The sequence below is a fragment of the Pedobacter jamesrossensis genome, assembly GCF_042650905.1.
In the GTDB taxonomy this organism is placed as follows: Bacteria; Bacteroidota; Bacteroidia; order Sphingobacteriales; family Sphingobacteriaceae; genus Pedobacter; species Pedobacter jamesrossensis.
This window is the reverse complement of the sequence record NZ_JBHSBY010000132.1, coordinates 33,327-58,548: the sequence shown is the minus strand read 5'-3', so window position 1 is coordinate 58,548 and position 25,222 is coordinate 33,327. Positions and strand designations below refer to the sequence as shown.

Genomic DNA, 25,222 nt, shown 5'->3' with positions numbered 1-25,222 from the left:
AAGAGTATTATAATATACCTTTAAAATACAAAAAAGGGAGCAGAAAACATAGTTTCTAACTCCCTTTTTTAAACAATTTTATGGGTGGACTTTTTCAGTGCCCTCAAAATTAGCTTCGCATTTTTAACAAATATGTTTTTAAGTGTATATTGCTTATAAAATACCCCTTTTGTTAAATGCCAGAAAAAAAAAGACATCGATACAGGTTTATAAAGTGGGCTGCAGGAATATTCTTCGTATTGTTTGCAATATTAGCATCGATTGCATGGTTTTTAAATGTGAAATCACAGCCAATGTTAGCTTCGCAAATAAAAACACTACTTTATAACTCTACAGATAGTCTTTACACGATTACCTTTAGCAAGGTAAGTACAAATATTTTAACCGGAAGCGCAACACTTTACGATGTAAAAATTACACCAGATACCATTCGTTATAGGGAATTAGTTAAATTAAAAAGAGCGCCTAATAATCTTTATCAGGTTACTTTAAAAAAGCTGGCCGTTAGTCATTTTCATCCGCTAATACTTTACCGCGAACGCAGGCTTCAGATAGAGGATATTTTATTTGATAAGCCGGAAGTTTATATGGTTAACAAACAACTCGATTTTAATGAAAACAGAGCACCACGACCAGTTCAATCGCCCTATATTTTTATTGCTAAAAGTTTAAAAGAATTTAGCATTAAAACGATTCGTTTTAAAGACGCAAGTTTTAAATATATCAACAGAAACATTAAGAAATCCAACGTTTTTTCTATCGATGATTTAAATATTACTTTGGTTGATTTACTTGTCGATTCTACTTCTTTCGATGACTCTAAAAGATTTTATTTACTTAAAGACGTTATTATTAACTTAAAGGATTACAATTATCCTACACCAGATAAAATGTATAATCTTAAGTTAAATCAGCTTGATTTTAGGGCATCAACCGGAACATTAAGAGTTAATAAATTTGCAGTAGAACCACTTTATGACGAAATGAAATTTGGTGAAGTTGCAGGTTATGCAAGAGATAGATTTAATATTTTAATGAATGATATTTCTTTAAGAGGAATCAATTTACCACTCTATATAAGCAGGCAAGAATTAAGAGCAAAAGAGATGACAATCGCTAACGGCTTTGTTGCCGTTTTTAACAATAATGGCTTGCCCAAAAAACAGAAGGAAAATAGAATTGGTAAATATCCACATCAACTTTTACAAACACTTGGTGCCCCGATTTTGGTTAATAAAATTGAGCTTAAGGATATCGATATTAGTTACGCAGTTTATAATGAGGAAAGTCAGCAAAGAGGAAAAATTTCTTTCGAGCATACTTCGGGAATAATTTCTAATGCAACAAATATTGCGCAAATAAAGGCAGCAAATCCTATTTTGGAAGCAAAGTTAAACACTTATTTATTAGGGCAAGGCAAGCTTGATGTTGATTTTAAATTTGACATGGCTGTTAATACTGGCAATTTTTCTTACAGTGGTGTTTTACAAAACTTTAATGCGAGAGTACTAAATCAAATTACAAAGCCATTGGGTTTGGTTAGGATAAATCGTGGCAATGTAGATAAGCTTAAATTTGATTTTAAAGCGGATGATTTTGGAACGAAAGGAACGGTCGATTTTTCTTACTTCGATTTATCTGTAGCTTTGATGAAAAACGACCCTGAAAAAGACCATTTAGTAAAACGTGGCTTGCTTTCGTTTTTGGCAAATGCTTTAATTATTAAATCTGAAAACCCAGGTCCTGATGGCTTATTGGTCACGCAAAAGGTCGATTATAAAAGACCAGAAAATACTTCTTTTTTTAGTATGATATGGAAAAGTCTGTTTATCGGCATTAAACATAGTGTAGGTATAACCGAAGAAAAACAGGCTGAAATTAAACAGCATATTGCTAAATTTAAGGAGATGAAAGAAAGCCACGAAGTGCGCAAACAAAAAAGATTAGAAAGACGCAGAAAAAGGGAAAATGAACGCTAACTAAATACTTGTAACGTTTTAATATATTTATGCTCTAAACCTTAAACCTTAAACCTTAAAACTTTAACATTATGATTATTGCCCTTGTTATTATCGGTTTTCTGTTTTTAATAGGAATTTTCTTTTACAATTCATTAATAGGGAAGAAAAATCAGGTTACAAATGCATTTTCTGCAATAGATGTAATGCTAAAAAAGCGCTTCGATTTAATTCCAAATCTGGTTGAAGTTGTAATGCAACACACAACTTACGAACAAGGAACGCTTACTAAAATCGTTGAACTGCGGTCGAAGGCCGTTTCAGGAAACATAAGCGATGCAGAGAAGGCAACTATCGATGCACAATTAAGCAGCAGTGTAAAAGGCTTAATGCTTAACGTAGAAAATTACCCTGATTTAAAAGCTAATACAAACTTCATTAATTTACAAACCACCTGGACAGAAAGTGAAGAGCAAATTGCTGCGGCTAGAAGAACGTATAATTCATCTGTAACGGATTACAATAATGCGATTATGATGTTTCCGGGAAGTATGTTTGCCGCAATGTTGAATTTCCAACCGATGACGGTTTTAGAAACAGCACAAGAAGAACGCAAAAACATTAGCGCAAAAGGCCTTTTCAATAATTAATGGTAAAAATTGAAAATAATGTAGCACTGCAAAATATACTTGCTACATTAGAAATTGAACGGACTAAAATATCTTCTACCCAGAAGAAAGGCTACTTATTTATTGGTTTAGGAATTGCTGTTGCAATAGGTTTATCCATTTGGGGTATTCCAGTTCCTGGAATAATTCTAGGTTTGTTTGGTGCTGTTTACGGTGGAATAATTCTCTACAAAATTTCTGATGAACTTAGCGCATATAAGGAAGCGTTTAAAATACAGGTTATTGCGGCTGCCCTTAAATCTTTAGATAATAGTTTAATAATAGAGCCTAAAGGTGGTATTTATGCTCCAGAATTTGTTGGTACTCAGCTCTTTTCAGAAGAACCAGATCGCTATCATACCGAAGATTTAGTAAGTGGGCATGCTGGAAAAACAAGGTTTTATTTTGCTGAAATTCATGCAGAATACAAAAGAGAAGTGCAAACCAAAAACGGTACCCGCACCGAATGGAACGATATTTTTAAAGGTATTATTTTTGCTGCCGATTTTAACAAAAACTTTAACGGTGTTACGCTCGTAAAACCTAAAGATCTTTTTGGTACAATGGGCGCTTGGTTTTCGAAAAATCTATTTTCTTTTAGTGATAAAAACGTAATTAACCTTGAAAGTCTAGAGTTTGACAAAACCTTTATTACACATTCTACAGACCAAGTTGAGGCTCGATACATTTTAACTCCAGCAATGATGGAGCGCATTTTAACTTTAAATAAAAATTCGAGAAATACAGTTTCGCTGTCATTTATAGATAGCAGAATGTATATCGCTTTTCCGCTAAATAGAAACTATTTTGAAGCTCCGGTTTTTAAATCGTTGTTAAATCCCGAATTGCTAAATCAGGATATTGCCGTAATTAATTTCATGTATGATATTGTTCCGGAACTAGATTTGAATACTAGAATTTGGGGTAAAAATTAACTCAAATGCTTTTTAACAATTTCCTCTAAGGCTGCAATATCAAAAGGTTTGGATAAATAACTATCTGCACCAGCTTCATCAGCCAATGATGAAATATCATTATTGGCAGAAAAGTAAATAACGGGAATGTGCTTTAAATCGGGGTGGTTTTTTATTGCTTTTGTCGCTTCAATTCCACCCAAATCTGGCAGCCAATTATCCATAAAAATGATATCGGGCATGTAATCTTTTACCTGATTTTCTATATCATTCGCACTTTCAGAGGTTCTTATTTCATAACCTGCATCTTCTAAAATGAAAGTACACAAATCTAAAATATCTCTGTTGTCATCAAAAACAAATACTTTTTTTGCCTCCGCCATAAATTTATCTCCTGAAAAGGTAACGCTGTTTTATTTAATTAGGTTGTTTATAAATTCTGCCATGCTATTTGCATCCAAAACCTCCGCCGATTTTATTTCATTTAAGGCCTGCTGCGGCATGTAGGGTATAATTGCGGTATTTGGATTCTGTATAACGACTAAACCGCCAAAATTGTTTACAGTTTTTAGTCCGGCTACGCCATCTGCGTTAGAACCAGATAGTAAAATACATACCAGTTCATCTTTAAAAACTTGTGCCGCCGATTGAAAAGTAACATCTATCGACGGTCTAGAATAGTTTACCTTTTCCGAATAATCTAAGGAGATAGTATGATCTTCTTCGATTAGCAAATGATAGTCTGCTGGGGCGATATAGACATTTCCTGGGCGGATTATTTCTTTTTCTTCTGCTTCATTAACCGTTAACTTTGTTCTGTTTTTCAGCAAATCGCCAAGCAAAGAATCTCGACCGGCTTTTCTATGGGTAACGATGATTATTGGAAAGTTGATATCGCTGCTCAAATTTGGAAAAACTTCGAGCAGAACATCTAAACTACCTGCAGAGCCACCAATAACTAATGCACTGCATTTTCTGGACTCTAAAGTTTCCGCCATATTTTTTCCATTTTGATGCGCTTATATTCCTTCGATCTGCTCCAGAAATCTAAACTCTCTTTACTGCCTAAAGCTAAATAGCCAAGCTTTTCGAGGCTGTTATCGAATAACTGAAAAACTTTGTGTTGTAGTTCTTTATCGAAATAGATAAGTACATTCCTACATAAAATTAACTGAAACTCATTAAAAGAATGATCGGAAACGAGGTTATGTGTTGAGAAAATCATTTTAGAGCTCAGCGTTTCATCAAATTTTGCAAGAGAATAGTTAGCTGTGTAATAGGATGAAAAGTCTTTTAAACCGCCCGATTGGACGTAGTTTTCTGAATAGGCTTTTAAGTAGTTTAATGGAAACATACCTTTTTTTGCTTTCTCCAAAACCGATGGATTTATATCGGTGGCATAAATAAGAGATTTATGTAGCAGGTTTAATTCTTTTAAAACAATCGCTAATGAATATGCTTCCTCTCCGGTAGAACAACCAGCTACCCAAATTCTAATAAAAGGATAAGTACCTAGTGCAGGTAAAACATCATTTCTAAGCGCCTTATAAAAGGAGGGATCTCGAAACATTTCTGTAACGTTTACCGTAATCTCTTCTAAAAAACGCTTAAAATACTGTTTGTCTGTTCTAATTGTATATCTAAATTCTGCAAAACTAACAAAGTTATCTAACGCGTATAAACGGGTTATTCTTCTTTTAATTGATGCGTGAGAATATTCTAAAAAATCGTACCCATGCGCTTCCAATACATCACATAAAAGCGTTCCTATCTGTTCGTTGTCTATTGCGTCACTAATCACTTTATTTTGTAACTTCTTGTATTTGTTCTAATAGTTCGTCTACGTTAATGGGTTTGGAAACATAACCAGAAGCACCAGCGCTTATGCATCTTTCTTTATCGCCAACCATTGCTTGTGCTGTAACTGCCAAAACTGGGATATTCCACATTTTTTCTGACTTTTTCATAGTAGAAATCGCTTGGTAACCATCCATATCTGGCATCATCATATCCATCAATACAACAGCAATATTTTTATTTTCTTCTATAATGGCGAAACCTTCTTTTGCGCCAGGAGCTGATAAACAACCAAAACCTTTGGCTCTTAAAACAGCTTTGAGAGCGAAAATGTTTCGATTATCATCATCAATTATAAGTACTAACTTTTGAGACATATTTTAAATGGGAGGATTAAGAATTATGATGATTTTCGTATAACCAAACACGCAATAGAGAAACGAGCTGATCCATATCCACAGGTTTGCTTATATAATCTGAAGCACCTGCGGCTATACACCTTTCACGGTCGCCCATCATGGCTTTGGCAGTAACTGCTAAAATAGGCAAATTTCTATATTTAAAATCCTGTCTAATCGCAGTTGTAGTTTCATACCCATCCAATTCTGGCATCATCATGTCCATTAAAACAACATCTATTCCAGGGTTTTCATTGAGTAACTTTAAGGCCTCTTTACCATCTGTTGCAGCTAAAACCTTCATTTGGTGTTGCTCTAACATTTTAGTTAACGAGAAGATATTTCTCACATCGTCATCAGCTACAAGTACCGTTTTATCTTTCAAAACATCTTGCAATTCTGAATATCTTTTTGGTGTTTTTGTTTTTTCTTTACTTTTTTCTTCTACCAAATGAAGAAATAACCCAGCTTCATCTAAAATGCGCTGATATGAATGTGCCGTTTTTACAACGATTGAGTCTGCATATTGTTTAATTCTATTTTCTTCTCCTTTTGATAAATTTTTACCTGTAAAGATGATAATCGGTAAGTTTTCTAATCCTGGCGTTTTCTTAACCACTTCTAAAGTTTCATAAGCATGTTTATCGGGAATACCCATATCTAAAATTACACAGTTAACATCAGGTCTGTGCAATGCCGAAACACCTTCACTTACTTGATTTACTATTTCTGTTTGAATGTTAAAATTGCTTAAGAAGTAGCTTAAGGCTTTTGCGTGCTGCTCATTTTCTTCTACAATTAAAACCTTTTTTGGGTGGCGGCCAAGTGCATGTTCGAGTTTTTGAAAAATCTCTTGCATGTGCTCAAAGGCGAATGGTTTGTTGATAAAATCGACTGCACCTTTTAACAAGCTTTCTTTTTTAACTTGCAACGATGACATAATATGTACCGGAATTGGTTTAGTATCTGGATCTGATTTTAACTCTTCCATTACTTGCCAGCCATCTTTTACAGGCAATTGAATATCAAGTAATATGGCAACTGGTTTGTAAGCTTTTGCCATCTCAATACCAACATCGCCACGAACGGCCACTAATCCTTTGTAATTTCTTTTTCTTGTGAAATCCAGTAGTGTTTTGGCAAAAGGAGTATCATCCTCAACAATTAAAATTACTTTATCATCTGGCTCTATATTATCTCTGTCATCCTCAATTTCTTGTGGAATACTTGATACAGTTAAACGGTTAACTTTCGGGGCTACTGGTTCTAAAACCAATGGCTTCTCCGAAGGGTTCTTAATATCGCTCTCAAGGCTTTTATTTTTATCAATTGGTAGGATTAATGTGAAAGTACTTCCTTCATTTTCCTTGCTTTTTAAATCGATGTAACCGCCTAAAAGTTTAGCTAATTCTCTACTAATCGAAAGCCCTAAACCTGTTCCGCCGAATTTACGACGCGTAGAGCCATCCGCTTGTTGGAACGCCTCGAACACCATTGCTTGCTTTTCTTCTGCAATCCCAACACCAGTATCTTCAACTCTAAATATTAGCGCATTAATTTTTTCGTTTTGCTCGATATTTAGGGTTACAGAACCTTTAGACGTAAACTTGATTGCATTTGAGAGCAGATTTTTTAAAATCTGTTCTAAACGCATTTTATCAGTATGGAAATGTTCAGGAACATCAACTGTTTTATCTATCACAAGCATCAAGTCCTTTTCTTTTGCCATTGGATTAAATAATGAAGCCATATTCGACATTACCTCATCAATCTTAATGTTTTCTCTGTCAAGCTCCATTTTACCAGCTTCGATTTTTGATAAATCAAGAATTTCATCAATCAAACTTAGCAAACCTTGTCCTGAACTTTGAATAACCTCAGCATATTCCTGATGTTCTCTATCCATGGCTTCATTTTCGGCCATCAATCTTGATAGAAGTAAAATTGAATTTAAAGGTGTGCGTAACTCGTGGGACATATTCGCTAAGAATTCCGATTTATATCTTGTGCTTAGCTCAAGCGCTTCGGCTTTAGATTGTATTTCTGCGTTACGTTCTTCAATTAGTTCATTCTTTTCTTCGAGCAAACTGCTTCTTTCTTCTAATTCCTGATTACTTTGTAATAGCTCTTCTTGTTGTACTCTTAACTCTTCTTCTGAGGCTTGAAGCTTTTGTGCCTGCGCTTCTAACTCGGCATTCATACCTTCCAATTCATTATGCTGCACCTGTAACTCTTCTGATTGTGCCTGCGTTTCTTCTAATAATAGCTGTAATTTTTGACGATTTTGTGCACCTAATAATGCGGTTCCAACATCAGAAAGTACAAGATTTAAAAAGTGTAATTGTAATTCGCTAAAAGTACCAACTGTGCCCAGTTCTAAACCACCAATAGAAACAGAATTTCTTACAATCGGCAGTACAATTAGTTGCGCAGGTTTTATATTTCCGCTTGCATAAGAAACCGTTACGTCTCCTTGTGGAATTTCGTTCAAAAAGATTTGTTTGCCCGATTTAACCGACTGGCCAATCAAGCCCTGTCCAAGTTCTAAAACCGGGCTTAAGCTTTGCCCTTGTAGGGCATACTGTCCTTTTAAATGCAGATAACCATCATCTTTAAACAGATAGATTGCACCAATTTGGGCTTTTGTGTAAGTTGCTAAGAACTCAATAATATCGTCGGCTAAGTGGAAAACATCTTTTTCTCCAACCATTTTAACGTTTAGGTTGGCAACGCCCGTTTGCAGCCATTCATTTTCTTCTAATGTATCAAAAGATTTTTTTAATGATACAGACATGTTGTTTAGCGAATAAGAAAGTTCGCCAATATCATCTTGTGATTGGCTATCTAGGGTTACACCATAATTGCCGTTAGAAATTTGCTGTGCAATTTCTTTGATGGCGGCAATTCTTTTCTCCATTTCGAGCTTTTTATCCTCAATTTCTTTTTGTAATAAAACCCGCTCATCAAAATCAATTGAAACTTTTCTATAGAAAAATAAGGTAATTACAATAGCTAAAATAGCGGCTAAAAGAATTAAAATTGGTGTGTAAGAAGTAAGTTTGTTTAGCTCTATTGTTCTTATTTCCAGTAGGTCGCGTTCTTCTTTGACCATTCTTTGCACAACAGCACGAGCTTGGTCCATGTAAATTTTGCCTTGAAACAAAACTGTTGGGTCTACTTTTCCGCCAAGGGATTTAATTTCTATGGTAGATTTTATGATGTTTAACCTGCGCACCATAATGTTGCGTAATTCAGCAACACTTTTTTGTTGGTTTGGATTATCCTTTGTGCTTTCTGTAATTTTGTCGAGCGCTGTAAGTGCAGTATCCGTTGCGCCATTGTAAGGTTCTAAGAAAACTTTGTTTCCTGTTAAAAGGTAACCTCTTTGTCCGGTTTCGGCGTCCTTTAAAGTCGAAATTACACCTTCAACATTTAAAATTACTTCATCGCTATGCTTAACCAATTCGGTGCTTTTAATCAAATTACTAATGCTTACGTATGAAGCAAGAGAACTGATAAAAAGAATAATAAGCGATAAGCCCAAGCCTAACCGTAAATTATTTTTAAGAGTTGTTTTCATTAAAATTTTATTCTTTTATTTAGGATTGATGATTAGGTGGATTTCAATTAGGCTTGTATTGGGATTTCGTGTTGTGATTTCAATATAGTTTCTTCATCAATAGGGATGATAAAATAGAATTCCGAGCCTTCCTCTACAACGCTATTAACGCCAACTATACCGCCATGCCTTTTTATAATTTCTGAGCAAATGTATAAACCGATGCCCAAACCATTAAAGCGATTACTATTTTCTTCTACCCGATAAAACTTATCGAATATTTTATGTTGCTGTTCTTTCGGTATACCAATTCCAAAATCTTTTACCGAGAGGAAAAATTTACCATCTTTAATATTAATCGTAACATTAACTTGATTGGTTCCGGGAGCGTATTTTATGGCATTAGTTATAAAATTAATAACCACCTGTTCAAGCCGAATTTCATCACCAAAAATCATTTCATCGGTTTTGCCTAGCTTGTTAATCTTAAAATCGGGATTGGATTGCTGTAACATTTCGACAGCATTATTAACCATGTTGTCGGCACAAAAAAGCTGCATGTTGAACTTCAATTTACCACTTTCTATCTTTGAAATATCTAATAAATCAACAATCAGGTCATTTAATTTTTCTAACTGAATACTTGCCTTTGCTAAATGATTTTGAGCCATGGTTTTATCATCCTTATTCAAACTACGCTGAAGTAATTGAATATAACCTTTCACACTAGTTAGTGGAGTTTTTAATTCATGACTGGCAATGCTTATGAATTCATCTTTTTTGTGCTCTGCTTGTTTTCGAAATTCTATTTCTTCGAGAAGTTTATCCTGAACTTCGTTAAGCTTCCTATTTTGTTCGTAAATCCGGTAAAAGGTTTTTATTTTAAGCAGAAGAATGTTTATGTCTACCGGTTTGGTGATGTAATCTAAACCACCGCTTTGATAGCCTTTTGTTATAAATCTTAATTCTTTATTTACCGCAGAGAGAAAAATAATTGCTGTGTCTTTTGCTTTACTAAAGCCCGAAATGGCTTCTGCTACTTCAAAGCCATCCATATCAGGCATTTGAACATCAAGTATGATGAGAACGTAGTTGTTTTTTAAAACTTTTTTCAGGGCATCTTCACCAGAAGATGCAGTATCAACTTCAAAATTATGAGCTTGCAGTACTTTCTGTAAAGAAATTAGGTTTTCGGGCCTATCATCAACAATAAGGATCATCTTTTATAAAACATTAGGGAAGCCTGTTAATCATGTTTGGTTTAAGGGAAAATCCCTTAAATGTAAACAAACAGTATAGTTTTAAAAAAGTTTTAAAAATTATAAACTATTTGATTTGAAAGTATCGCCTTGCGAAATATCACCAGTTTCAAAACCTTTTTTAAACCAATACATACGTTGTTGTGATGTGCCATGAGTGAAAGAATCTGGCGTTACTTCTCCCGTGGCTTGTTTTTGTAACTTATCATCGCCAATTGCATTTGCCGCAGTTAAAGCCTCTTCTAAATCGCCTTCATCTAATTTAAAATCTTTTAAATTTTGTGCATTATGTGCCCAAAGGCCTGCAAAGAAATCGGCTTGTAATTCTAATTTAACAGATAAGCGGTTATATTCTGTTTCGCTAACACGACCACGAGCTTGTTGTAATTTATCGGAAATGCCCAAAAGATTTTGAACATGATGGCCAACTTCGTGTGCTATAACATAAGCTTGCGCAAAATCTCCTGCTGCACCAAAACGGTTTTTTAATTCATCATAAAATGTTAAATCGATATAAACTTTATGATCGCCAGGACAATAAAAAGGACCAACTGCCGCGCTCGCACTCCCACAGGCTGTTTGAACACCTTCGCTGAAAAGAACCATTTTCGGATGTTCGTAAGTTTTACCCATTGCTTCAAACTCTTTATCCCAAACTTGTTCTGTAGATTCCAAAACGCCAGAAACAAATTGTCCTTGTGCATCGTTTGCTGGCACACCTTGTTTAACTTCTGTTGTTTCGCCTTGTGGTAACTGACTAACCAAACCGGTTAAATCTTTACCGAAAATTAAACCTAACACAATAATAATAATCCCAACACCACCGCCTAAAGCAGTTTTCCCGCCTCCACCACCTCTTCCATCTTCAACATTATTACTTCCTTTACCAAACCATTGCATAGCCTTAATTTTTTATTTTATGGATAACCCTTTATTAATTGAATTGTTGTACTAAAGTATAAAATATTTTTTTTAATAATTAGCGGATATATACTTTCTCGAATTTGAAAAAAAAGCTCAAAATAATTTATTTTGAGCTTTTTAAAAATGGGTGTGCTTACTACTAAAGATTAAAAACAGCAATTGCCTTTTCAATTCTGGATTTTGTTTCAGCTTCTCCAAGTAAAACTGCAATATCAAAAACACCGGGGCCAAATTTGCCACCAACCAACATAATTCTGAATGGTAGCATTAATTCTCCTGGTTTAAACCCTTTTTCTTCAGCCAAAGCTTTAAATGCAACTTCAGCATCATCACCATTGCTCAAATTTAAATTTGCACCGAAAGCTGCAAAGAATTCTGCTTTTTCTACCGTCCACTTTGGTTTTACCGAAGCAGAATCATATTCAGCTGGTGAAGTGAAAAAGTAAGCACTTTGACTAACAAAATCAGGTAATAAAGTACATCTATCTTTAATTAAATCGATAACTGTATTTAAAAAAACCTGATCTTTTATTTCAATACCTGCTTTCTCTAGTTCTATTTTAACGAGTGGTTGAAGTTTTTCAATAGCCGATTGCTTTATCCATTCGTGGTTGTACCATTTCGCCTTTTCGAAATCGAATTTGGCACCAGCTTTACTTATTCTTTCGATAGAAAATTTCTCTTCCAATTCTGCAAGCGTAAATATTTCCTGCTCTGTTCCATCATTCCAGCCTAAAAGCGCAAGCATATTAACAAAAGCTTCGGGCATAAAGCCCATTTCTTTAAAACCTTTAGTTACATCACCAGTTTTTGGGTCGGTCCAGTTCATCGCATAAACCGGGAAACCTAAGCGGTCGCCGTCGCGTTTACTTAATTTACCATGTCCATCTGGTTTTAAAATTAAAGGTAAATGCGCCCATTGCGGCATTTCTGCTTCCCATCCTAAATATTTCCAAAGTAAAATATGAATCGGAGCCGATGGCAACCATTCTTCGCCGCGGAAAGCATGCGTAATTTCCATAGCTTTATCATCAACCACAACGGCTAAATGATAAGTTGGCATTCCATCAGCCTTAAGCAAAACCTTATCATCAACAATGGCAGTTTCAAAACTTACATCGCCACGAATTAAATCGTTAAAATGTACATTTTCATTTTCCGGAACTTTAATACGAATAACATGAGGCGTTTTTGCAGCTAATAAATCTTCAACTTCGCTAATGGTTAAAGTTAAAGAATTGCGCATTTGCATACGTGTTGACTGCCCGTATTGAAAATTTGAAATTTCTTTTCGTTTTGCATCTAAGTCTTCAGGTGTATCGAAAGCGTAATAAGCATAGCCATCATTAATTAATTGCTCTGCAAATTTGCGATAACTTGGCTTACGTTCGCTTTGCCGATATGGGCCGTAATTACCTGGTTTACTAGGACTTTCATCGGGGGTAATTCCGCACCAATCTAAACAGTTTACTATATATTCCTCGGCGCCTTCAACGAAGCGATTTTGGTCAGTATCCTCCACACGCAAAACAAAAGTTCCGTTGTGTTTTCTAGCAAACAAATAATTAAATAAGGCTGTACGAACACCGCCTAAATGCAAGCCTCCTGTTGGGCTTGGTGCAAATCTTACTCTAACTTTTTTATCCATTGTTGGTTTGTTGAGCGATAAGCGATAGGCGGTAGGCGCTTCTAACGCTTATCACCATGCGCAAACGCAAGACGGCACAAAGATATGTTTTTCATCTGTTTTATATTTAATGAAGCAATCATGTTTTCAAAATGATTGCTTTATGGTTTTTGAAAAAGCATAATGGTTTTACGTTTTTTTCGTTTTGTTATTGTAATTTGGCTACCGAAAGCATGAACCCTTACGAAAAGAAACGCCGCTGGAAATTTTTCCTTCTCATTTTTGCCATCCTAATCGGCATAGCATCAGTATTTTATACCGATTCTTTTGTGAAAAAAATGCAGCGTGAAGAAGCCAATCAGTTTCAACTTTGGGTAAAGGTTACCGAGCGTTCTGCTATGCTTTATGACAATGATACCTATACAGAGATTGTTGATTTTGTTCGGAAAAACACAAAAGTCCCGGTTATTGTTACCGATTCTTCTGGCTCAATTATCTCTTTTCAGGGCTTAGATAGCACTAAAACTATTTATGAAGATGCGAAAGGGCTAACCTACGACCCATCTTATTTTAAAAGCGAACTTTCAAAAATGAAAGCGCAATATAATCCTGCTGTAATGAATATTTATGGTATAAAATCTTATGCTTATTACAAGGATTCTTTTGTTTTAACCCAACTTCGTTATTTTCCTTACATCCAGATGGGTGTAATTTTTCTTTTCTTGTTAACTGCTTATGCTGCTTTTAGTTCTGCAAGGCGAGATGAGCAAGATCACGTTTGGGTAGGTTTGGCAAAAGAAACAGCACACCAGTTAGGCACACCAATATCGTCGTTAATGGCTTGGGTGGAGCTAATGAAATCGAAATTTGACGCAGAAGATGACCCGCTTATTGCTGAAATGGAAAACGATATTAAGCGACTTGAAATTATAACCGACAGATTCTCGAAAATTGGGTCAAAACCGATTTTGGAAGATCATGTTGTTTACATTGTGATAAGCGATTTTATTAGATATTTTAAAGTTAGAACATCTGATAAAGTTAAATTTAGTATTACTGGCGATGAACAAGTAAGAGCAATGCTGAATGTGCCATTGTTCGATTGGGTAACGGAAAACCTACTGAAAAATGCGGCTAATGCGATAGAGAATGAAGGTTCGATATCTATAAATATTATCGAAAACCTGGCTAAAGAGCAGGTTTTTATTGATGTTACCGATACAGGAAAAGGGATTCCGCGATCTAAATTTGACGCGGTTTTTCAACCAGGTTACACGACTAGAAAACGTGGTTGGGGCTTAGGTTTATCCTTAACAAAACGTATTGTAGAGAATTACCACAGTGGCGAAATTTTTGTAAAAGATTCTGAAATAGGAAAAGGAACCACTTTTAGAATAATATTAAAAAGCAGTTTAACTTATGAACCGACCACAGCCTAACGAATATCCTGCATGGGGAGAAACTTACATTAGTAAAGTAGATAAAGATATTTTTGAAATACTCGAAGAACAGGTTTTTAGCATTCCTGCTTTGTTCGAAACAAACAAGGAAAAAGAGAACTATGCTTACGCAGAAGGCAAATGGAATGTAAAAGAAATGTTGGGCCATATTATCGACTGTGAACGCATTTTTGCTTATCGAATTACAGCTTTTGCCAGAAATGAAAAACAGCATTTACCCGGTTTTGAGGAAGATGATTACGTTTTAAACGCTCGTTTTAACGAACGCAATTATGAAGATATGATTGACGAATTTGCCGCATTACGTAAGGCAAATTTATACCTTTTCCGTAGTTTAAATGATCAAGAATTAAGTCGAGTTGGAACAGCATCTGGTAGAGTGATTAGCGTAAAATCGATTCTATTTATTGTTGCAGGGCATATTATCCATCATGTTGGAGTACTAAAAGAACGTTACAATGTGGTTTAAAGAATTTACGATTGAAGATTTAAACAGTCGCCCGAAAAACCATATCGGTGGATTGTTAGATATAAAATTTACGGAAATTGGTGAAGATTTTATTGTCGGAACCATGCCTGTAGATGAACGCACGCATCAGCCAGCTGGTATTTTGCATGGTGGCGCATCGGTCGTTTTAGCCGAAACTTTAGGCAGTATTGCCTCTTATATGTGTATCGATCCTGAAAAATATGTTGCAGTAGGCTTGGAAGTAAATGCGAACCACCTTAGGCCTGTAAGAAGCGGTTTGGTTAAAGGGATTTGTAAAATTATTCACAGGGGTGCAAAAACTCATATCTGGGATATAAAAATTTACGATGAACGTGGGAAAATGAATTGTATAAGTCGCTTAACTGTAGCAGTTATTAATAAACCACAATAACCAATGAGCCTATAATTTTACATGCGTATTGGTTGTTATTTTAACTTTTCCAAAGCTAATTTGGCAATATCCGTTGTAATTTTTGTTGGAGAATTACAATCGCAGTTACTAAATCCAATAACGTAAATATCTTTATTCGGAATATAAATACCCATTGTTTTGAACCCAAATATACTCCCACCGTGCTCTCTGGTTGGTGTTCCGTTTATTTGTTTAATGTGCCAGCCGTAACCATAAGTAAAATCGGATCCATTATTTAATTTGTATTTGCTAAAAGCCTTTTGAGTTTCTTTAACATTGAGTAATAGATTTTGATTTAAAGCATTTTGCCATTTCAACATATCAGCTATGGTAGACATTAAAGAGCCAGACGAAAATGGAACACTAAAATTGATTACCGTTTTGTTAACAAATCCGGTTTCCTTTTTGTGGTAGCCATAGGCTCTTTTATTAATGATTTGCCTATCGGTTGCATAGTAAGAATTGCTCATCCCCAATTTATCGAAAATATGGTTTTTGATAAACTGCTCATAAGTTTCTTCTGATACCAATTCGATAATATAACCTAAAAGCACGTAGCCAGAATTATTGTATTCAAATTTTTCACCAGGAAGAAAATCGACTGGCTCATTTTTAAAGAAATCAACCATCATTTTGGGCGTCATATCTTTTTGGGCAATGCTGGAAAGCGATTTCATCTTTGTAAAATCTTTAATCCCCGAAGTATGTGTAAGCAAATGATGTATTGTTATTTTATCTCCCGATGGATAATCTGGAATATATTTAGAAATTGCCTCAGTCACATTTAATTTGCCTTGTTCTTCAAGAATTAAGACTGCTACGGCTGTAAACTGTTTGGTCATAGAGCCTAATTGGAATACATTTTTTGTGGTTAAATCAACACCTAATTCTAAATTGGCTTTGCCAAAAGCCTTTTGATAAATTGCTTTTCCGTGTTGAGCAACCATGAAACGCCTCCAGGGCCATCTTTATCGTTAAATTCACTCAGAATTAAACTATCGATTTTTGTTTCAAGGCTTTGCGAATAAGTAGAAAATGTACTTATCAGAATAAAGCTGACAAGGAGTAAACGGGCATAAACTGGCTTTAACATAATTTTAAATTCTTTATATGCCACGTTTATTTCTTACTTATCAATTGCTTTCTTTTCGATTACGAACGAGGTAATTAAGCCAAAGCCACCGAAAATGCCTAAGCATCCGAAGTAAACGGCAGCGGCTTGTCCTTCTTCATTGTGTGTCATATTTGGACCAAACACGCTTCTAACTGTAAATAGCGCTACTAATAAACCAATACCTAAACCAACTAATAATAAACCAAATTTTAAACTTAAGTATGGTCTTGGTGCAGATTTGCCTATACCCGGATTAATACCGCGTTCGATCATTGCCATTTTTTCTTTATTTGATAAATAACGAATTCCAAACACCATTGCAAATGTGCCTAGGAAAATTGAGATTGGGACTAATATAGCTTCCATGATTATAATTTTTTAATGTGTAAATATTTTAATTTCTTTTTTTGAACTTGTTCTGTGTATTATGACTACATGCTTTTTAATCAGGTTACACCGTAATAGAAAAAAGTTTTTATAGCTTTATATTCTTTACCAAGGCCTTGCATAATCAACTAAAAAATATAGGAATCTTTTCTTCGCTAAGCAATGAAGCTTTAAAGCTACTCGCTGAGTGTTTTAGCGTTGTAAATCATTACAAAGGCGAAATTTTAGTTCAGGCTGAAAAAACCGAACCCTATTTTTATGTAATTATAGAAGGAATTGCGAGGGCATATTCTGATGGAGAAAACCAGCAGATTACTTTTTGGTTTGGTCAAAAAGACAACATTCTTTTTTCTTATAATAGTTACATAAATAATAAGCCTGGTTACGAAAATATTGAACTGCTTGAAAATTGTAAACTTTACAAGATAAAAATTGCTGATTTATTATGCCTGTATGCTGTAAATATTGAACTGGCTAACTGGGGGAGGAAAATTATTGAGACAGAATTAATCGTAACTGAAAAGAGATTAATCGACCGACTTTTTAAAACTGCAACAGAGCGATATCAAGATTTTTTGGTACAAACACCAGAGTTGGGTAAAAAAGTGGCACTAAAATATATTGCATCTTACTTAGGCGTTACACAGGTTACGCTAAGCAGAATTAGAGCTACAATAAAATAATTCATTATTTAACATTTGTAAAATGCGCCTCCAATTCACATTTATAACTTTGGGCAAACACATTTTTATGAACTGGATTATCCTAATTATTGCCGGCTTATTCGAAATTGGCTTTACAACTTGCCTTAAATTATCTAACAACTTTTCTAACGTAAAATGGAGCGTAGGCTTCTTTATTTGTATTATGTTTAGCTTTTTGCTGCTGAATAAAGCCTCGCAAACTTTGCCAATGGGAACGGCTTATGCTGTATGGACAGGTATTGGCGCCGTTGGAACCGTAATGATTGGTATTATTTATTTTAATGAACCCGCTACATTTTGGAGGCTGTTTTTTATCTGTACGTTGATAGGTTCTATTGCTGGTTTAAAATTTTTCGCATCGCATTCATAGGGTTTTCATTTGCGGGTTAAGTGGTTGGGCGTTTATACTTTACAGTTTTAAGCACCCAATCAAGTGCCTTTGACTCATACCCAGCAATTTTTTTCCAAATAGCCTGTAACCTGCCTATCTTTAATGTAGTCTTAATACTAAGTATGAAGCAAGAGGTAACAGATTTAGAGCTGATCCAAAATGTATTGACTGGTGATACCGGGCAGTACGCTTTGCTGGTAAAGCGCCATCAGCGGTTTGTTTTTACACTTGCTTTGCGCTTTGCGAAAAATCGTGAAGATGCTGAAGAAATTGCTCAGGATTGTTTTATAAAAGCTTACAAAGCATTAGGAACATTTAAACAAACGGCAAAATTTAGCACCTGGTTATACACGATTACTTATACAACCGCAATGACTTTTTTACGCAAGAAACGTTTAGCTACTTCATCTATAAGTGATGAAGCAACTTTTTTGCAGTTAGAAAACCACACATCTGCTTTTAATGCAAATGTTTACGAACAACAAAACAGTCACGCTTTTTTAAATGAAGCCATTACACATTTGATGCCCGATGATGCTGCGATTATAACCTTGTTTTATAAAGGTGAGCAAAGTTTAGAGGAAATTGGTATTGCATTAAATATGGAGCCAAACACGATAAAAGTAAAATTGCATCGTGCCAGGCAAAGGCTTAAAGAAAAATTACAATATTTGTTAAAGGATGAAGTAAAGGAGTTACTATGAACACAATAGAACAACAACTTTGGGATTATATTGATGGAAATCTAAACGAAATCCAAAGAAAAAACATCGAAGAAAAAATTAAAACGGATGCTGCGGTGAAATTGCAGTACGAAGAATTGTTAAATCTAAACGCCGCATTTAGCGAGATGGAGATTGACGAACCTTCTATGTCTTTCACCAGGAATGTGATGGAAAGTGTTGCACTCGAGCCAGCACCTATTTCGTTAAAAACAAAAGTAGATACAAGGATTATTTTTAGTATTGGCAGCTTTTTTGTGCTATCGATATTAGCCCTTTTGGGGTATATTTTTTACAATTCTACCTTTACGATGCCAGATTTTGGAAAATATTTTACTTCAAATTTCAGCTTAGATAAATACATAACACCAACTGCCATGTATGTTTTTATAGGTTTTGATATTATCATAGGTTTAATCTTTATGGATTACTTTTTAAGAAGAAAACTGAATCAAAGAGATTAATTATGCTATGCCTCGCGGATTCTAAATCTGCAGGATTTCCATTAAATAGACTTTAAAATCTCCAAACCTTCTTTCCATTCACCAAAACCCGAAGCAGCATTAATATGGCCAGCTTCGCCGATGCTAATTAATTCGCTTCCCCAGTTTTTGGCAAAAAACTCGTCTCTTTCCTTCGATATCCATTCATCATTTATACTTGCAACCACTATTCTTTTAAAATTAATTTGCATCAATGGAAAGGATTTTAGATATACGATTTTCCAAGAATTTTTAAACTAAAAAAGCCCCGATTTTGTCGGGGCTCTTTTGTAAATATGATAGTTAATTAAATTACTTTCACATTAACGGCGTTTAAGCCTTTTTTACCGTTAGCAACTTCGTACTGTACTTTGTCGTTTTCACGGATTTCGTCGATAAGACCTGTTGAATGAACAAAGATTTCGCTATCGCCGTTTGCAGGGATGATAAAACCAAAACCTTTAGTTACATTGAAGAATTTTACTGTGCCTTCTTGCATTGTATTAAATATTAAAATTAAGAACGCAAGGTAAGTTTTAATTTTTAAAATCAAAATAAATTTTAACATTTTTTTAACGTTAAAATTTTGTAAAGACCACATTACTAAGGCTTTTTAATTGCTTTGCCAACAACCCCTACAGAAATTTGGCTATTATGAGGAATTCCTAAAGTTGTTCCTGCTTTAATGGTAAAAAGATTTCGGATATAGATATCTGCAATTCCTTGTACCACTTTAATTTTTTGCTCCATATCTTCTGGCAGTATACCATTTAAACTTTTTACATGAATATTTCCATTAAAATCTACTATTGCAGTAAATTGGTAAACAAAATCTCTGTATGCCCGGTTGATTTCAATTCTATACTCAGGAAACATGTAGTTATAGGAAACGGTTCTTCCAGATAGTTTATCGCCAGGCTGCTCAAATTTTTTAACGGTAACAATTTTGCTTTTCGGAATAAAGGTTACAGGTTCTGTTGCAGCAAAGCTGCTATCGCTACTTGTGTTAACCTCTGCCGAACGCTTCCTAATAAATGCGGTATCTGCTTTTGTAGGTTTTTGAAGTTGCTCAGCAACAGCTTTTAGCTTGTTCTTAATGTAATTTTGCGCATAGAAAGTCATGTTTACATCCGAGCGGAAATCCTGTGCAATAATTTTATTGTTAACCTGAACACGTTGAAAAACTAAACTATCTCGGCTTATATGCTTTACCTTAAACCATTCTTCTGCGAAATTATAAAGGTTTCCGTGGTCGAATTGGAGGTAGAATTTCTGCATTCTGTTTTTTTGAGGGCTCCAGGCGCTCATGGTATCTTCCTTTACAACCTCAATAATCCACGATGGCTTTTGCATAAATCCTTCTGCATTAAAAGAGAGCCCATTGCTAAATCTTCTCCTAACCTCTGTATACCTGATTCCTTTTACCGGCTCAAATCTAAAATCTCTTAATTTTGGGTTTATAGATTTATTACCCGATTCGCAAGCCGAAAATAGTGTTAGTAAAAATAGGAGGTAGCAAAAATTTTTAATCATAGCTATATAACGCAGTAAACGCAATTTTCGACTAAAATAATTTATTTTTTCTTAACCAGAATTACGTTAGCCACTTTTCGCTGTCCTTCATGATCCCATTTTTTGTTATCTGTTGGATAATTTATTACACCATTATCTGCAAAACCATTTATCCAAAGTGTTGTAGAGCCCCCTCCATCAAAGTTTATTGCACTTTCACAGCCTAACCAATTCATAATTTTAGTTAGTTCTGATAAACTCATGCCCGACGAATTATCATTACGACCATCTACAGTAAGTAAAATAACCCTGCCATTCGGTTTTATCCCTACGCAGGTTCTTGGGTGGCGCAATCTGTTAAAGTCTGTAGTATCCAAATCCTCTTTAATGCCATTATAGGCGAGAAGGGGGCCATTTAGCATTACGTTTTGTTCTGATAACTTAGTTTCCCAATCTTCGCGTTTATCCCATTTTTTAATTGCAATTTTTCCGTTATCAATAACTACAGCTGCTTGTTGGTGCCTGGCCCTCTGATTATTTTTTTCTAAACGATTTTCGTTTATTTTTTTTCCACCCACACGAACAAAATCTACCGAACCTCCATTTTTAACATCGAAAAAATTGCCATTAATTGCTGCAATTGCCGTATCTCTTAAACCAAAATTACTTGTTGTAATTAGTTCTTTATCTTCGGCATCTATTGCAAAAACTGCTTTTCTACCAGTATTTTTAACTTCAATAAAAGAGATATTTTCGTTTGCAGCAAATAGATTTTTGTTGTTAAAATGATATTTGAAAAGTTTAACTTGTTTAGCAACTCGTGTTTTTTGCCACTTCGTTTTAACAAAAGTTACAGAGTCTAAATCTTGTGCAAAGCCCGAAAAGGTTGTGCCAGCGAATAAGAAAATCAATAGTGATTTTTTGAACATAAGTTTCAGTTTTGGAACAGCAAATTTAAACGCTGGTAAACTGACAATTGACTTGTAACCTGAAAATTACTTTGGAACCTGATTAAATTCTTCTTTCTAAATGAACAACTTTGAAGAATGTTTTGTTATCACGATAAATTTCGAGTATTATACTTTTACTTGCGCTTGATTTAAACAAATCAGCTAGTTCATTTAGAGAGTATAAATCAACTGGCCTGAAGTTAATGCCTATAATTTCATCATCAGGGCACAATCCGGATTTTTCTGCAGGTGAGTTTTCATCTATCTCTCCGATTAAAAATCTTTTATATTCTTTATGATCCAGGTAAACGACCATTCCAATCATATCATGTTCGAATGGATTTTTGAAATTGGCATTAGGTTTAACATACATAAAACCTTCGCGGTAATTAAACTGAATATTAAACCTGCGCAATAATTCTGCTCCTAAATTTCCGTTTCTATTCTTAAGATCTATTTTTTGAGATATTGTACTGTAATCAGGAAAACCAGAAATAACATCTTTAAAATCGAAATGGCCAATGGAAAACTCTTTTATGCGCCCCATAAACCCGGTTATTTGTCCGCTAAGGCTCATTCCCAAATTCGCTTTTATTTTAGTATATGGCAATGGAAATTTATCGCCATTAAACATCTCCATTGATAACGCATGACTGGCGCCCGTATCCATTAAAAATTTTGCATTTACCTTTCCGCTATCTGGTACTTCAACCTCGGCGTAAACATATGGCTTAAGGTTTTCTATCGTAATTGGAATTTTGTTGCCTTTATATTTAACATCAACATCTGGCCTGCTGAAAATTATTCGGCTTTCTGAGTAACGAATATCAACAATGAAACTATCAAAAAAACTGTACCCAATTAAACCATAAATTTTAGTACCCAGATGACCTGATATATTGAAAAAATCTTCTTTTAAAATAGCCGTTGGTACATGATCCATTTTTGCCCTGTTTATTCTTGCACTAATGTTTTGTGATACAAAAGCTTCGACAGTTTCAATACCTAAACCCGAAACTTTAATTTTTCGCATTGTGGTAAAGTCTAAAGAATCAATAATGGATGGCTCCGTAATAATCATGGGACCCACTCCAGTATCCAAAAGAAAGTCATATGGCCCCTTATTATTAATATAAACGGGAATTACAATTAGATTTTTTATAGATTTAAAGTGTATTGATTGCCTTTTTTGACGATCGAGAAATTGGAAGTCCTGAGGAAGGGCTGAGGTAAAAAAGAGCAAAATAATGCCAACGCAAATAACTAATCTGCGAAACATAGAACGCATATCAAACTTATATTTGGTTAACATTTACTTAAATTTAATAATTTAGTTTGTATTATTGCCCATAACCTAAAAAGATGATTTACAATAGATTATTTAAACCGACTTTATACGCCATAATTCTATCTTTCAGCATGTTATTTGGCTGTTCTACCGATAAATTAATTACGAATAAAGTTTCGAAAGAGTTTAAAAAATCATCTCTAATTAAACAATATCAGGTTGGTTTTGCGCTGTACAATCTCGAAGAAAAGAAAATGATTTTTGAGCAAGACGCTGATAAGCAATTTACGCCAGCTTCAAACACAAAATTATTTACCTTTTATGCTGCATTGAAAATGATTCCTGAAAGAATGCCTGCGCTTCGTTATATTGAAAGAAACGATTCGCTTATTTTTTGGGGCACAGGCGACCCTTCTTTTCTTCAATCAGAACTGAAAGATAAATCGGCATATAATTTTCTTTCATCAACCAATAAGAAACTATTTTTTGCTCCGGGTAGATATACAGGCAGTTTTTTTGGCAGTGGTTGGGCTTGGGATGATTATAACGATTATTATCAGGCAGAAATTAACGAATTACCTTTGTTAGATAATACGGTTTGGGTAAAAGGAAATCAAGCAGGTGGATTTTCTATAACACCTAAAAGTTTTACATCGTGCTTTGTTAAAGATTCTACGAATACAACAGGCGATTTTTTTGTGAAACGTAAATTTAATACTAACGAGTTTGAATACAACGCTGTACATGTAAAAGCAAACTTTGCACAGCAAATCCCATTTAAGGTTAGTAACGCAACGACTTTAAGTTTGCTGGCCGATACACTTCATAAGTCTGTTGAATTAATTGAGATGAAGATGCCCGCAGATGCCAAAACTTTACCCGGAGCCAGCCGAGATTCTGTTTTAAAAACGATGCTTTTGCCAAGTGATAATTTCATTGCAGAGCAATTGCTGCTTGTTTGTGGCGATAAACTTAGCGATACTTTGAATAGCGATAAAACGATTCAATATGTATTAAAAAACTACCTGGCAGCTTTACCTCAAAAACCAAGGTGGGTTGATGGTTCTGGCTTATCGAGGATGAATCTGTTTTCTCCAAAAGATATGGTTACGGTCCTAAATCTGATTTACGATGAAGTAAATAATCGGGCGAAGTTGTTTGATATGCTACCTGCTGGCGGTAAAAGCGGAACGTTGAAAAACGCTTATCCAAAAACAAACGAGCCTTTCGTTTTTGGTAAAACAGGCTCGTTAACAGGCGTTCATAATCAAAGTGGTTTTGTGGTTACCAAGAAGGGAAAAATTTATACCTACTCTTTTATGAATAACAATTTTGTTAACCCAACAGCAGCCGTTAGAACCGAAATGGTTAGAATTGTAACCTATATTCACGATAATTTTTGAAAATATGAAAGCTTTTTTAGTTGCAATTTTGGCGCTCTATTCTGGAGGTGTTTTTGGACAGCATCAAATTATTTTTAATTCTAGAAACTTGCCTCAGGCAGATACAACCTGGGTTTTTACTCCTAAAAAACTCAGTAAAAGAGATAAAGTTCCGGCTGTAATTTTGCTGCATGGTTATAGTGGAAATTATAAGCAATGGAACAACATTATGGATGCCCAAAAGTATGCTGATGATTATGGTTATATTTTGATTTGTCCTGATGGTTTATTTAAATCGTGGTATTTAAACAGTCCGGCAAAAAAAGATTGGCAGTATGAAAGCTTCTTTTTTGATGAATTGCTGCCAAAAATTAAAACAGATTATCAGGTCGATACCTCGAATTTATTTATTACTGGTTTAAGCATGGGCGGCCACGGTGCGCTTTGGTTATTCTTAAAACATCCCGAAGAATTTAAAAGTGCTGGCAGTACAAGCGGGGGTATTAATTTAAGAGATGCCATTGGTAAATTCGGCGTACCCGAGCTGTTGGGTAACCCGGAACAGGATAGCGACATTTGGCTAAAATACTCGGTAATTCAAAATATAGATAAGCTTGCAGGAAGTAAAAAGGAAATTATTTTCGATTGTGGTTCTGATGATTTCTTTTATCAATCAAATAATGAAATGAAGAAGAAATGCGATAGCTTAAAAATAAGCGCAACATACATTTCTCAACCAGGCACGCATAATTCTGCTTACTGGAAAAAATCTATTAAGCAGCAGTTCGAGTTTTTCTCGAAGCAGGTTGTAAAAACTCAATAAC

General features: G+C 34.9%; 28 protein-coding genes. 12 read left to right on the top strand and 16 right to left on the bottom strand.

Annotated features, from left to right (window positions below):
* The first annotated feature begins 176 nt into the window (after positions 1-176).
* From ACFOUY_RS15090 to ACFOUY_RS15080, 3 genes are all read left to right on the top strand, one after another.
* On the top strand, positions 177-1,979 hold the full coding sequence (locus tag ACFOUY_RS15090) for a hypothetical protein (RefSeq protein ID WP_378961771.1): 1,803 nt from the start codon (positions 177-179) through the stop codon (positions 1,977-1,979).
* A 71-nt stretch (positions 1,980-2,050) separates the two neighbouring features.
* Positions 2,051-2,608: a LemA family protein gene (locus tag ACFOUY_RS15085; RefSeq protein WP_378961769.1), complete on the top strand. Its 558-nt coding sequence runs from the start codon at positions 2,051-2,053 to the stop codon at positions 2,606-2,608.
* Entirely contained in the window at positions 2,608-3,561 is a 954-nt protein-coding gene (locus ACFOUY_RS15080; protein ID WP_378961767.1) for a DUF3137 domain-containing protein, read from the top strand. The genes ACFOUY_RS15085 and ACFOUY_RS15080 overlap by 1 nt, the downstream gene beginning before the upstream one ends.
* Here the strand turns inward: ACFOUY_RS15080 and ACFOUY_RS15075 are convergent.
* From ACFOUY_RS15075 to gltX, 8 genes are all read right to left on the bottom strand, one after another.
* The gene (locus tag ACFOUY_RS15075; protein ID WP_378961766.1) at positions 3,558-3,923 is read right to left on the bottom strand and encodes a response regulator; all 366 of its coding nucleotides are present in this window, start codon (positions 3,921-3,923) and stop codon (positions 3,558-3,560) included. The two genes, ACFOUY_RS15080 and ACFOUY_RS15075, sit on opposite strands and share 4 nt — an antisense overlap.
* Positions 3,924-3,953: 30 nt before the next feature.
* Positions 3,954-4,538 carry a chemotaxis protein CheB gene (locus tag ACFOUY_RS15070; RefSeq protein WP_378961765.1) on the bottom strand — a complete coding sequence of 195 codons (585 nt, stop codon included), beginning with the start codon at positions 4,536-4,538 and terminating at the stop codon, positions 3,954-3,956.
* Complete coding sequence (locus ACFOUY_RS15065; protein ID WP_378961763.1) at positions 4,523-5,341, bottom strand: CheR family methyltransferase; 819 nt, start codon at positions 5,339-5,341, stop codon at positions 4,523-4,525. Before ACFOUY_RS15065 ends, ACFOUY_RS15070 begins: the two co-directional genes overlap by 16 nt.
* 1 nt (position 5,342) lies before the next feature.
* The gene (locus ACFOUY_RS15060; RefSeq protein WP_378961761.1) at positions 5,343-5,714 is read right to left on the bottom strand and encodes a response regulator; all 372 of its coding nucleotides are present in this window, start codon (positions 5,712-5,714) and stop codon (positions 5,343-5,345) included.
* 16 nt (positions 5,715-5,730) lie between these two features.
* A complete protein-coding gene (locus ACFOUY_RS15055; RefSeq protein ID WP_378961759.1) occupies positions 5,731-9,315 on the bottom strand; it encodes a response regulator in 3,585 nt (1,194 codons plus the stop codon).
* Positions 9,316-9,362: 47 nt separating this feature from the next.
* The gene (locus ACFOUY_RS15050; RefSeq protein ID WP_378961758.1) at positions 9,363-10,514 is read right to left on the bottom strand and encodes a sensor histidine kinase; all 1,152 of its coding nucleotides are present in this window, start codon (positions 10,512-10,514) and stop codon (positions 9,363-9,365) included.
* 99 nt (positions 10,515-10,613) lie between these two features.
* On the bottom strand, positions 10,614-11,453 hold the full coding sequence (gene ypfJ / locus ACFOUY_RS15045) for a KPN_02809 family neutral zinc metallopeptidase (protein ID WP_378961757.1): 840 nt from the start codon (positions 11,451-11,453) through the stop codon (positions 10,614-10,616).
* A gap of 163 nt (positions 11,454-11,616) precedes the next feature.
* A complete protein-coding gene (gltX, locus tag ACFOUY_RS15040) occupies positions 11,617-13,125 on the bottom strand; it encodes a glutamate--tRNA ligase (RefSeq protein ID WP_378961754.1) in 1,509 nt (502 codons plus the stop codon).
* 212 nt (positions 13,126-13,337) lie between these two features.
* Here gltX and ACFOUY_RS15035 point away from each other — a divergent pair, with 212 nt between their 5' ends.
* From ACFOUY_RS15035 to ACFOUY_RS15025, 3 genes are read left to right on the top strand one after another with little or no spacing between them, the layout of a single operon-like run.
* On the top strand, positions 13,338-14,543 hold the full coding sequence (locus ACFOUY_RS15035; protein ID WP_378961752.1) for a sensor histidine kinase: 1,206 nt from the start codon (positions 13,338-13,340) through the stop codon (positions 14,541-14,543).
* Positions 14,524-15,033: a DinB family protein gene (locus ACFOUY_RS15030; protein WP_378961751.1), complete on the top strand. Its 510-nt coding sequence runs from the start codon at positions 14,524-14,526 to the stop codon at positions 15,031-15,033. The genes ACFOUY_RS15035 and ACFOUY_RS15030 overlap by 20 nt, the downstream gene beginning before the upstream one ends.
* Complete coding sequence (locus tag ACFOUY_RS15025) at positions 15,023-15,445, top strand: hotdog fold thioesterase (protein ID WP_378961750.1); 423 nt, start codon at positions 15,023-15,025, stop codon at positions 15,443-15,445. Before ACFOUY_RS15030 ends, ACFOUY_RS15025 begins: the two co-directional genes overlap by 11 nt.
* Before the next feature lie 35 nt (positions 15,446-15,480).
* Here ACFOUY_RS15025 and ACFOUY_RS15020 read toward each other — a convergent pair whose 3' ends face one another.
* The 3 genes from ACFOUY_RS15020 to ACFOUY_RS15010 are packed head-to-tail and all read right to left on the bottom strand — an operon-like array spanning position 15,481 to position 16,946.
* Positions 15,481-16,413, bottom strand: coding sequence for a serine hydrolase domain-containing protein (locus ACFOUY_RS15020; protein WP_378961748.1), 933 nt, complete (start codon positions 16,411-16,413; stop codon positions 15,481-15,483).
* On the bottom strand, positions 16,356-16,559 hold the full coding sequence (locus ACFOUY_RS15015) for a hypothetical protein (protein ID WP_378961746.1): 204 nt from the start codon (positions 16,557-16,559) through the stop codon (positions 16,356-16,358). Before ACFOUY_RS15015 ends, ACFOUY_RS15020 begins: the two co-directional genes overlap by 58 nt.
* Positions 16,560-16,592: 33 nt before the next feature.
* The gene (locus tag ACFOUY_RS15010; protein WP_378961745.1) at positions 16,593-16,946 is read right to left on the bottom strand and encodes a DUF6249 domain-containing protein; all 354 of its coding nucleotides are present in this window, start codon (positions 16,944-16,946) and stop codon (positions 16,593-16,595) included.
* A gap of 137 nt (positions 16,947-17,083) precedes the next feature.
* On the opposite strand from ACFOUY_RS15010, the gene ACFOUY_RS15005 reads away from it, so the two are divergent.
* The 4 genes from ACFOUY_RS15005 to ACFOUY_RS14990 all read left to right on the top strand — a co-directional run bounded on the left by ACFOUY_RS15005 (position 17,084) and on the right by ACFOUY_RS14990 (position 19,248).
* A complete protein-coding gene (locus ACFOUY_RS15005) occupies positions 17,084-17,650 on the top strand; it encodes a Crp/Fnr family transcriptional regulator (RefSeq protein WP_378961743.1) in 567 nt (188 codons plus the stop codon).
* Between the two features lie 67 nt (positions 17,651-17,717).
* Complete coding sequence (locus ACFOUY_RS15000) at positions 17,718-18,041, top strand: DMT family transporter (RefSeq protein ID WP_378961741.1); 324 nt, start codon at positions 17,718-17,720, stop codon at positions 18,039-18,041.
* A 143-nt stretch (positions 18,042-18,184) separates the two neighbouring features.
* Entirely contained in the window at positions 18,185-18,766 is a 582-nt protein-coding gene (locus tag ACFOUY_RS14995) for an RNA polymerase sigma factor (protein WP_378961739.1), read from the top strand.
* Entirely contained in the window at positions 18,763-19,248 is a 486-nt protein-coding gene (locus ACFOUY_RS14990; RefSeq protein ID WP_378961737.1) for an anti-sigma factor family protein, read from the top strand. The genes ACFOUY_RS14995 and ACFOUY_RS14990 overlap by 4 nt, the downstream gene beginning before the upstream one ends.
* Positions 19,249-19,289: 41 nt before the next feature.
* Here ACFOUY_RS14990 and ACFOUY_RS14985 read toward each other — a convergent pair whose 3' ends face one another.
* The 5 genes from ACFOUY_RS14985 to ACFOUY_RS14965 form a co-directional block, all read right to left on the bottom strand.
* A complete protein-coding gene (locus ACFOUY_RS14985) occupies positions 19,290-19,505 on the bottom strand; it encodes an RBBP9/YdeN family alpha/beta hydrolase (RefSeq protein ID WP_378961773.1) in 216 nt (71 codons plus the stop codon).
* Between the two features lie 68 nt (positions 19,506-19,573).
* Positions 19,574-19,765: a cold-shock protein gene (locus ACFOUY_RS14980; RefSeq protein ID WP_010599196.1), complete on the bottom strand. Its 192-nt coding sequence runs from the start codon at positions 19,763-19,765 to the stop codon at positions 19,574-19,576.
* Between the two features lie 104 nt (positions 19,766-19,869).
* Positions 19,870-20,799 carry a hypothetical protein gene (locus ACFOUY_RS14975; RefSeq protein WP_378961735.1) on the bottom strand — a complete coding sequence of 310 codons (930 nt, stop codon included), beginning with the start codon at positions 20,797-20,799 and terminating at the stop codon, positions 19,870-19,872.
* Between the two features lie 41 nt (positions 20,800-20,840).
* Positions 20,841-21,707, bottom strand: coding sequence for a phosphodiester glycosidase family protein (locus ACFOUY_RS14970; protein WP_378961733.1), 867 nt, complete (start codon positions 21,705-21,707; stop codon positions 20,841-20,843).
* A gap of 82 nt (positions 21,708-21,789) precedes the next feature.
* Positions 21,790-23,040, bottom strand: coding sequence for an aspartyl protease family protein (locus tag ACFOUY_RS14965; protein ID WP_378961731.1), 1,251 nt, complete (start codon positions 23,038-23,040; stop codon positions 21,790-21,792).
* A 50-nt stretch (positions 23,041-23,090) separates the two neighbouring features.
* On the opposite strand from ACFOUY_RS14965, the gene ACFOUY_RS14960 reads away from it, so the two are divergent.
* On the top strand, positions 23,091-24,419 hold the full coding sequence (locus ACFOUY_RS14960) for a D-alanyl-D-alanine carboxypeptidase/D-alanyl-D-alanine-endopeptidase (RefSeq protein WP_378961729.1): 1,329 nt from the start codon (positions 23,091-23,093) through the stop codon (positions 24,417-24,419).
* 4 nt (positions 24,420-24,423) lie between these two features.
* A complete protein-coding gene (locus ACFOUY_RS14955) occupies positions 24,424-25,221 on the top strand; it encodes an alpha/beta hydrolase (RefSeq protein ID WP_378961726.1) in 798 nt (265 codons plus the stop codon).
* Position 25,222: the final 1 nt, after the last annotated feature.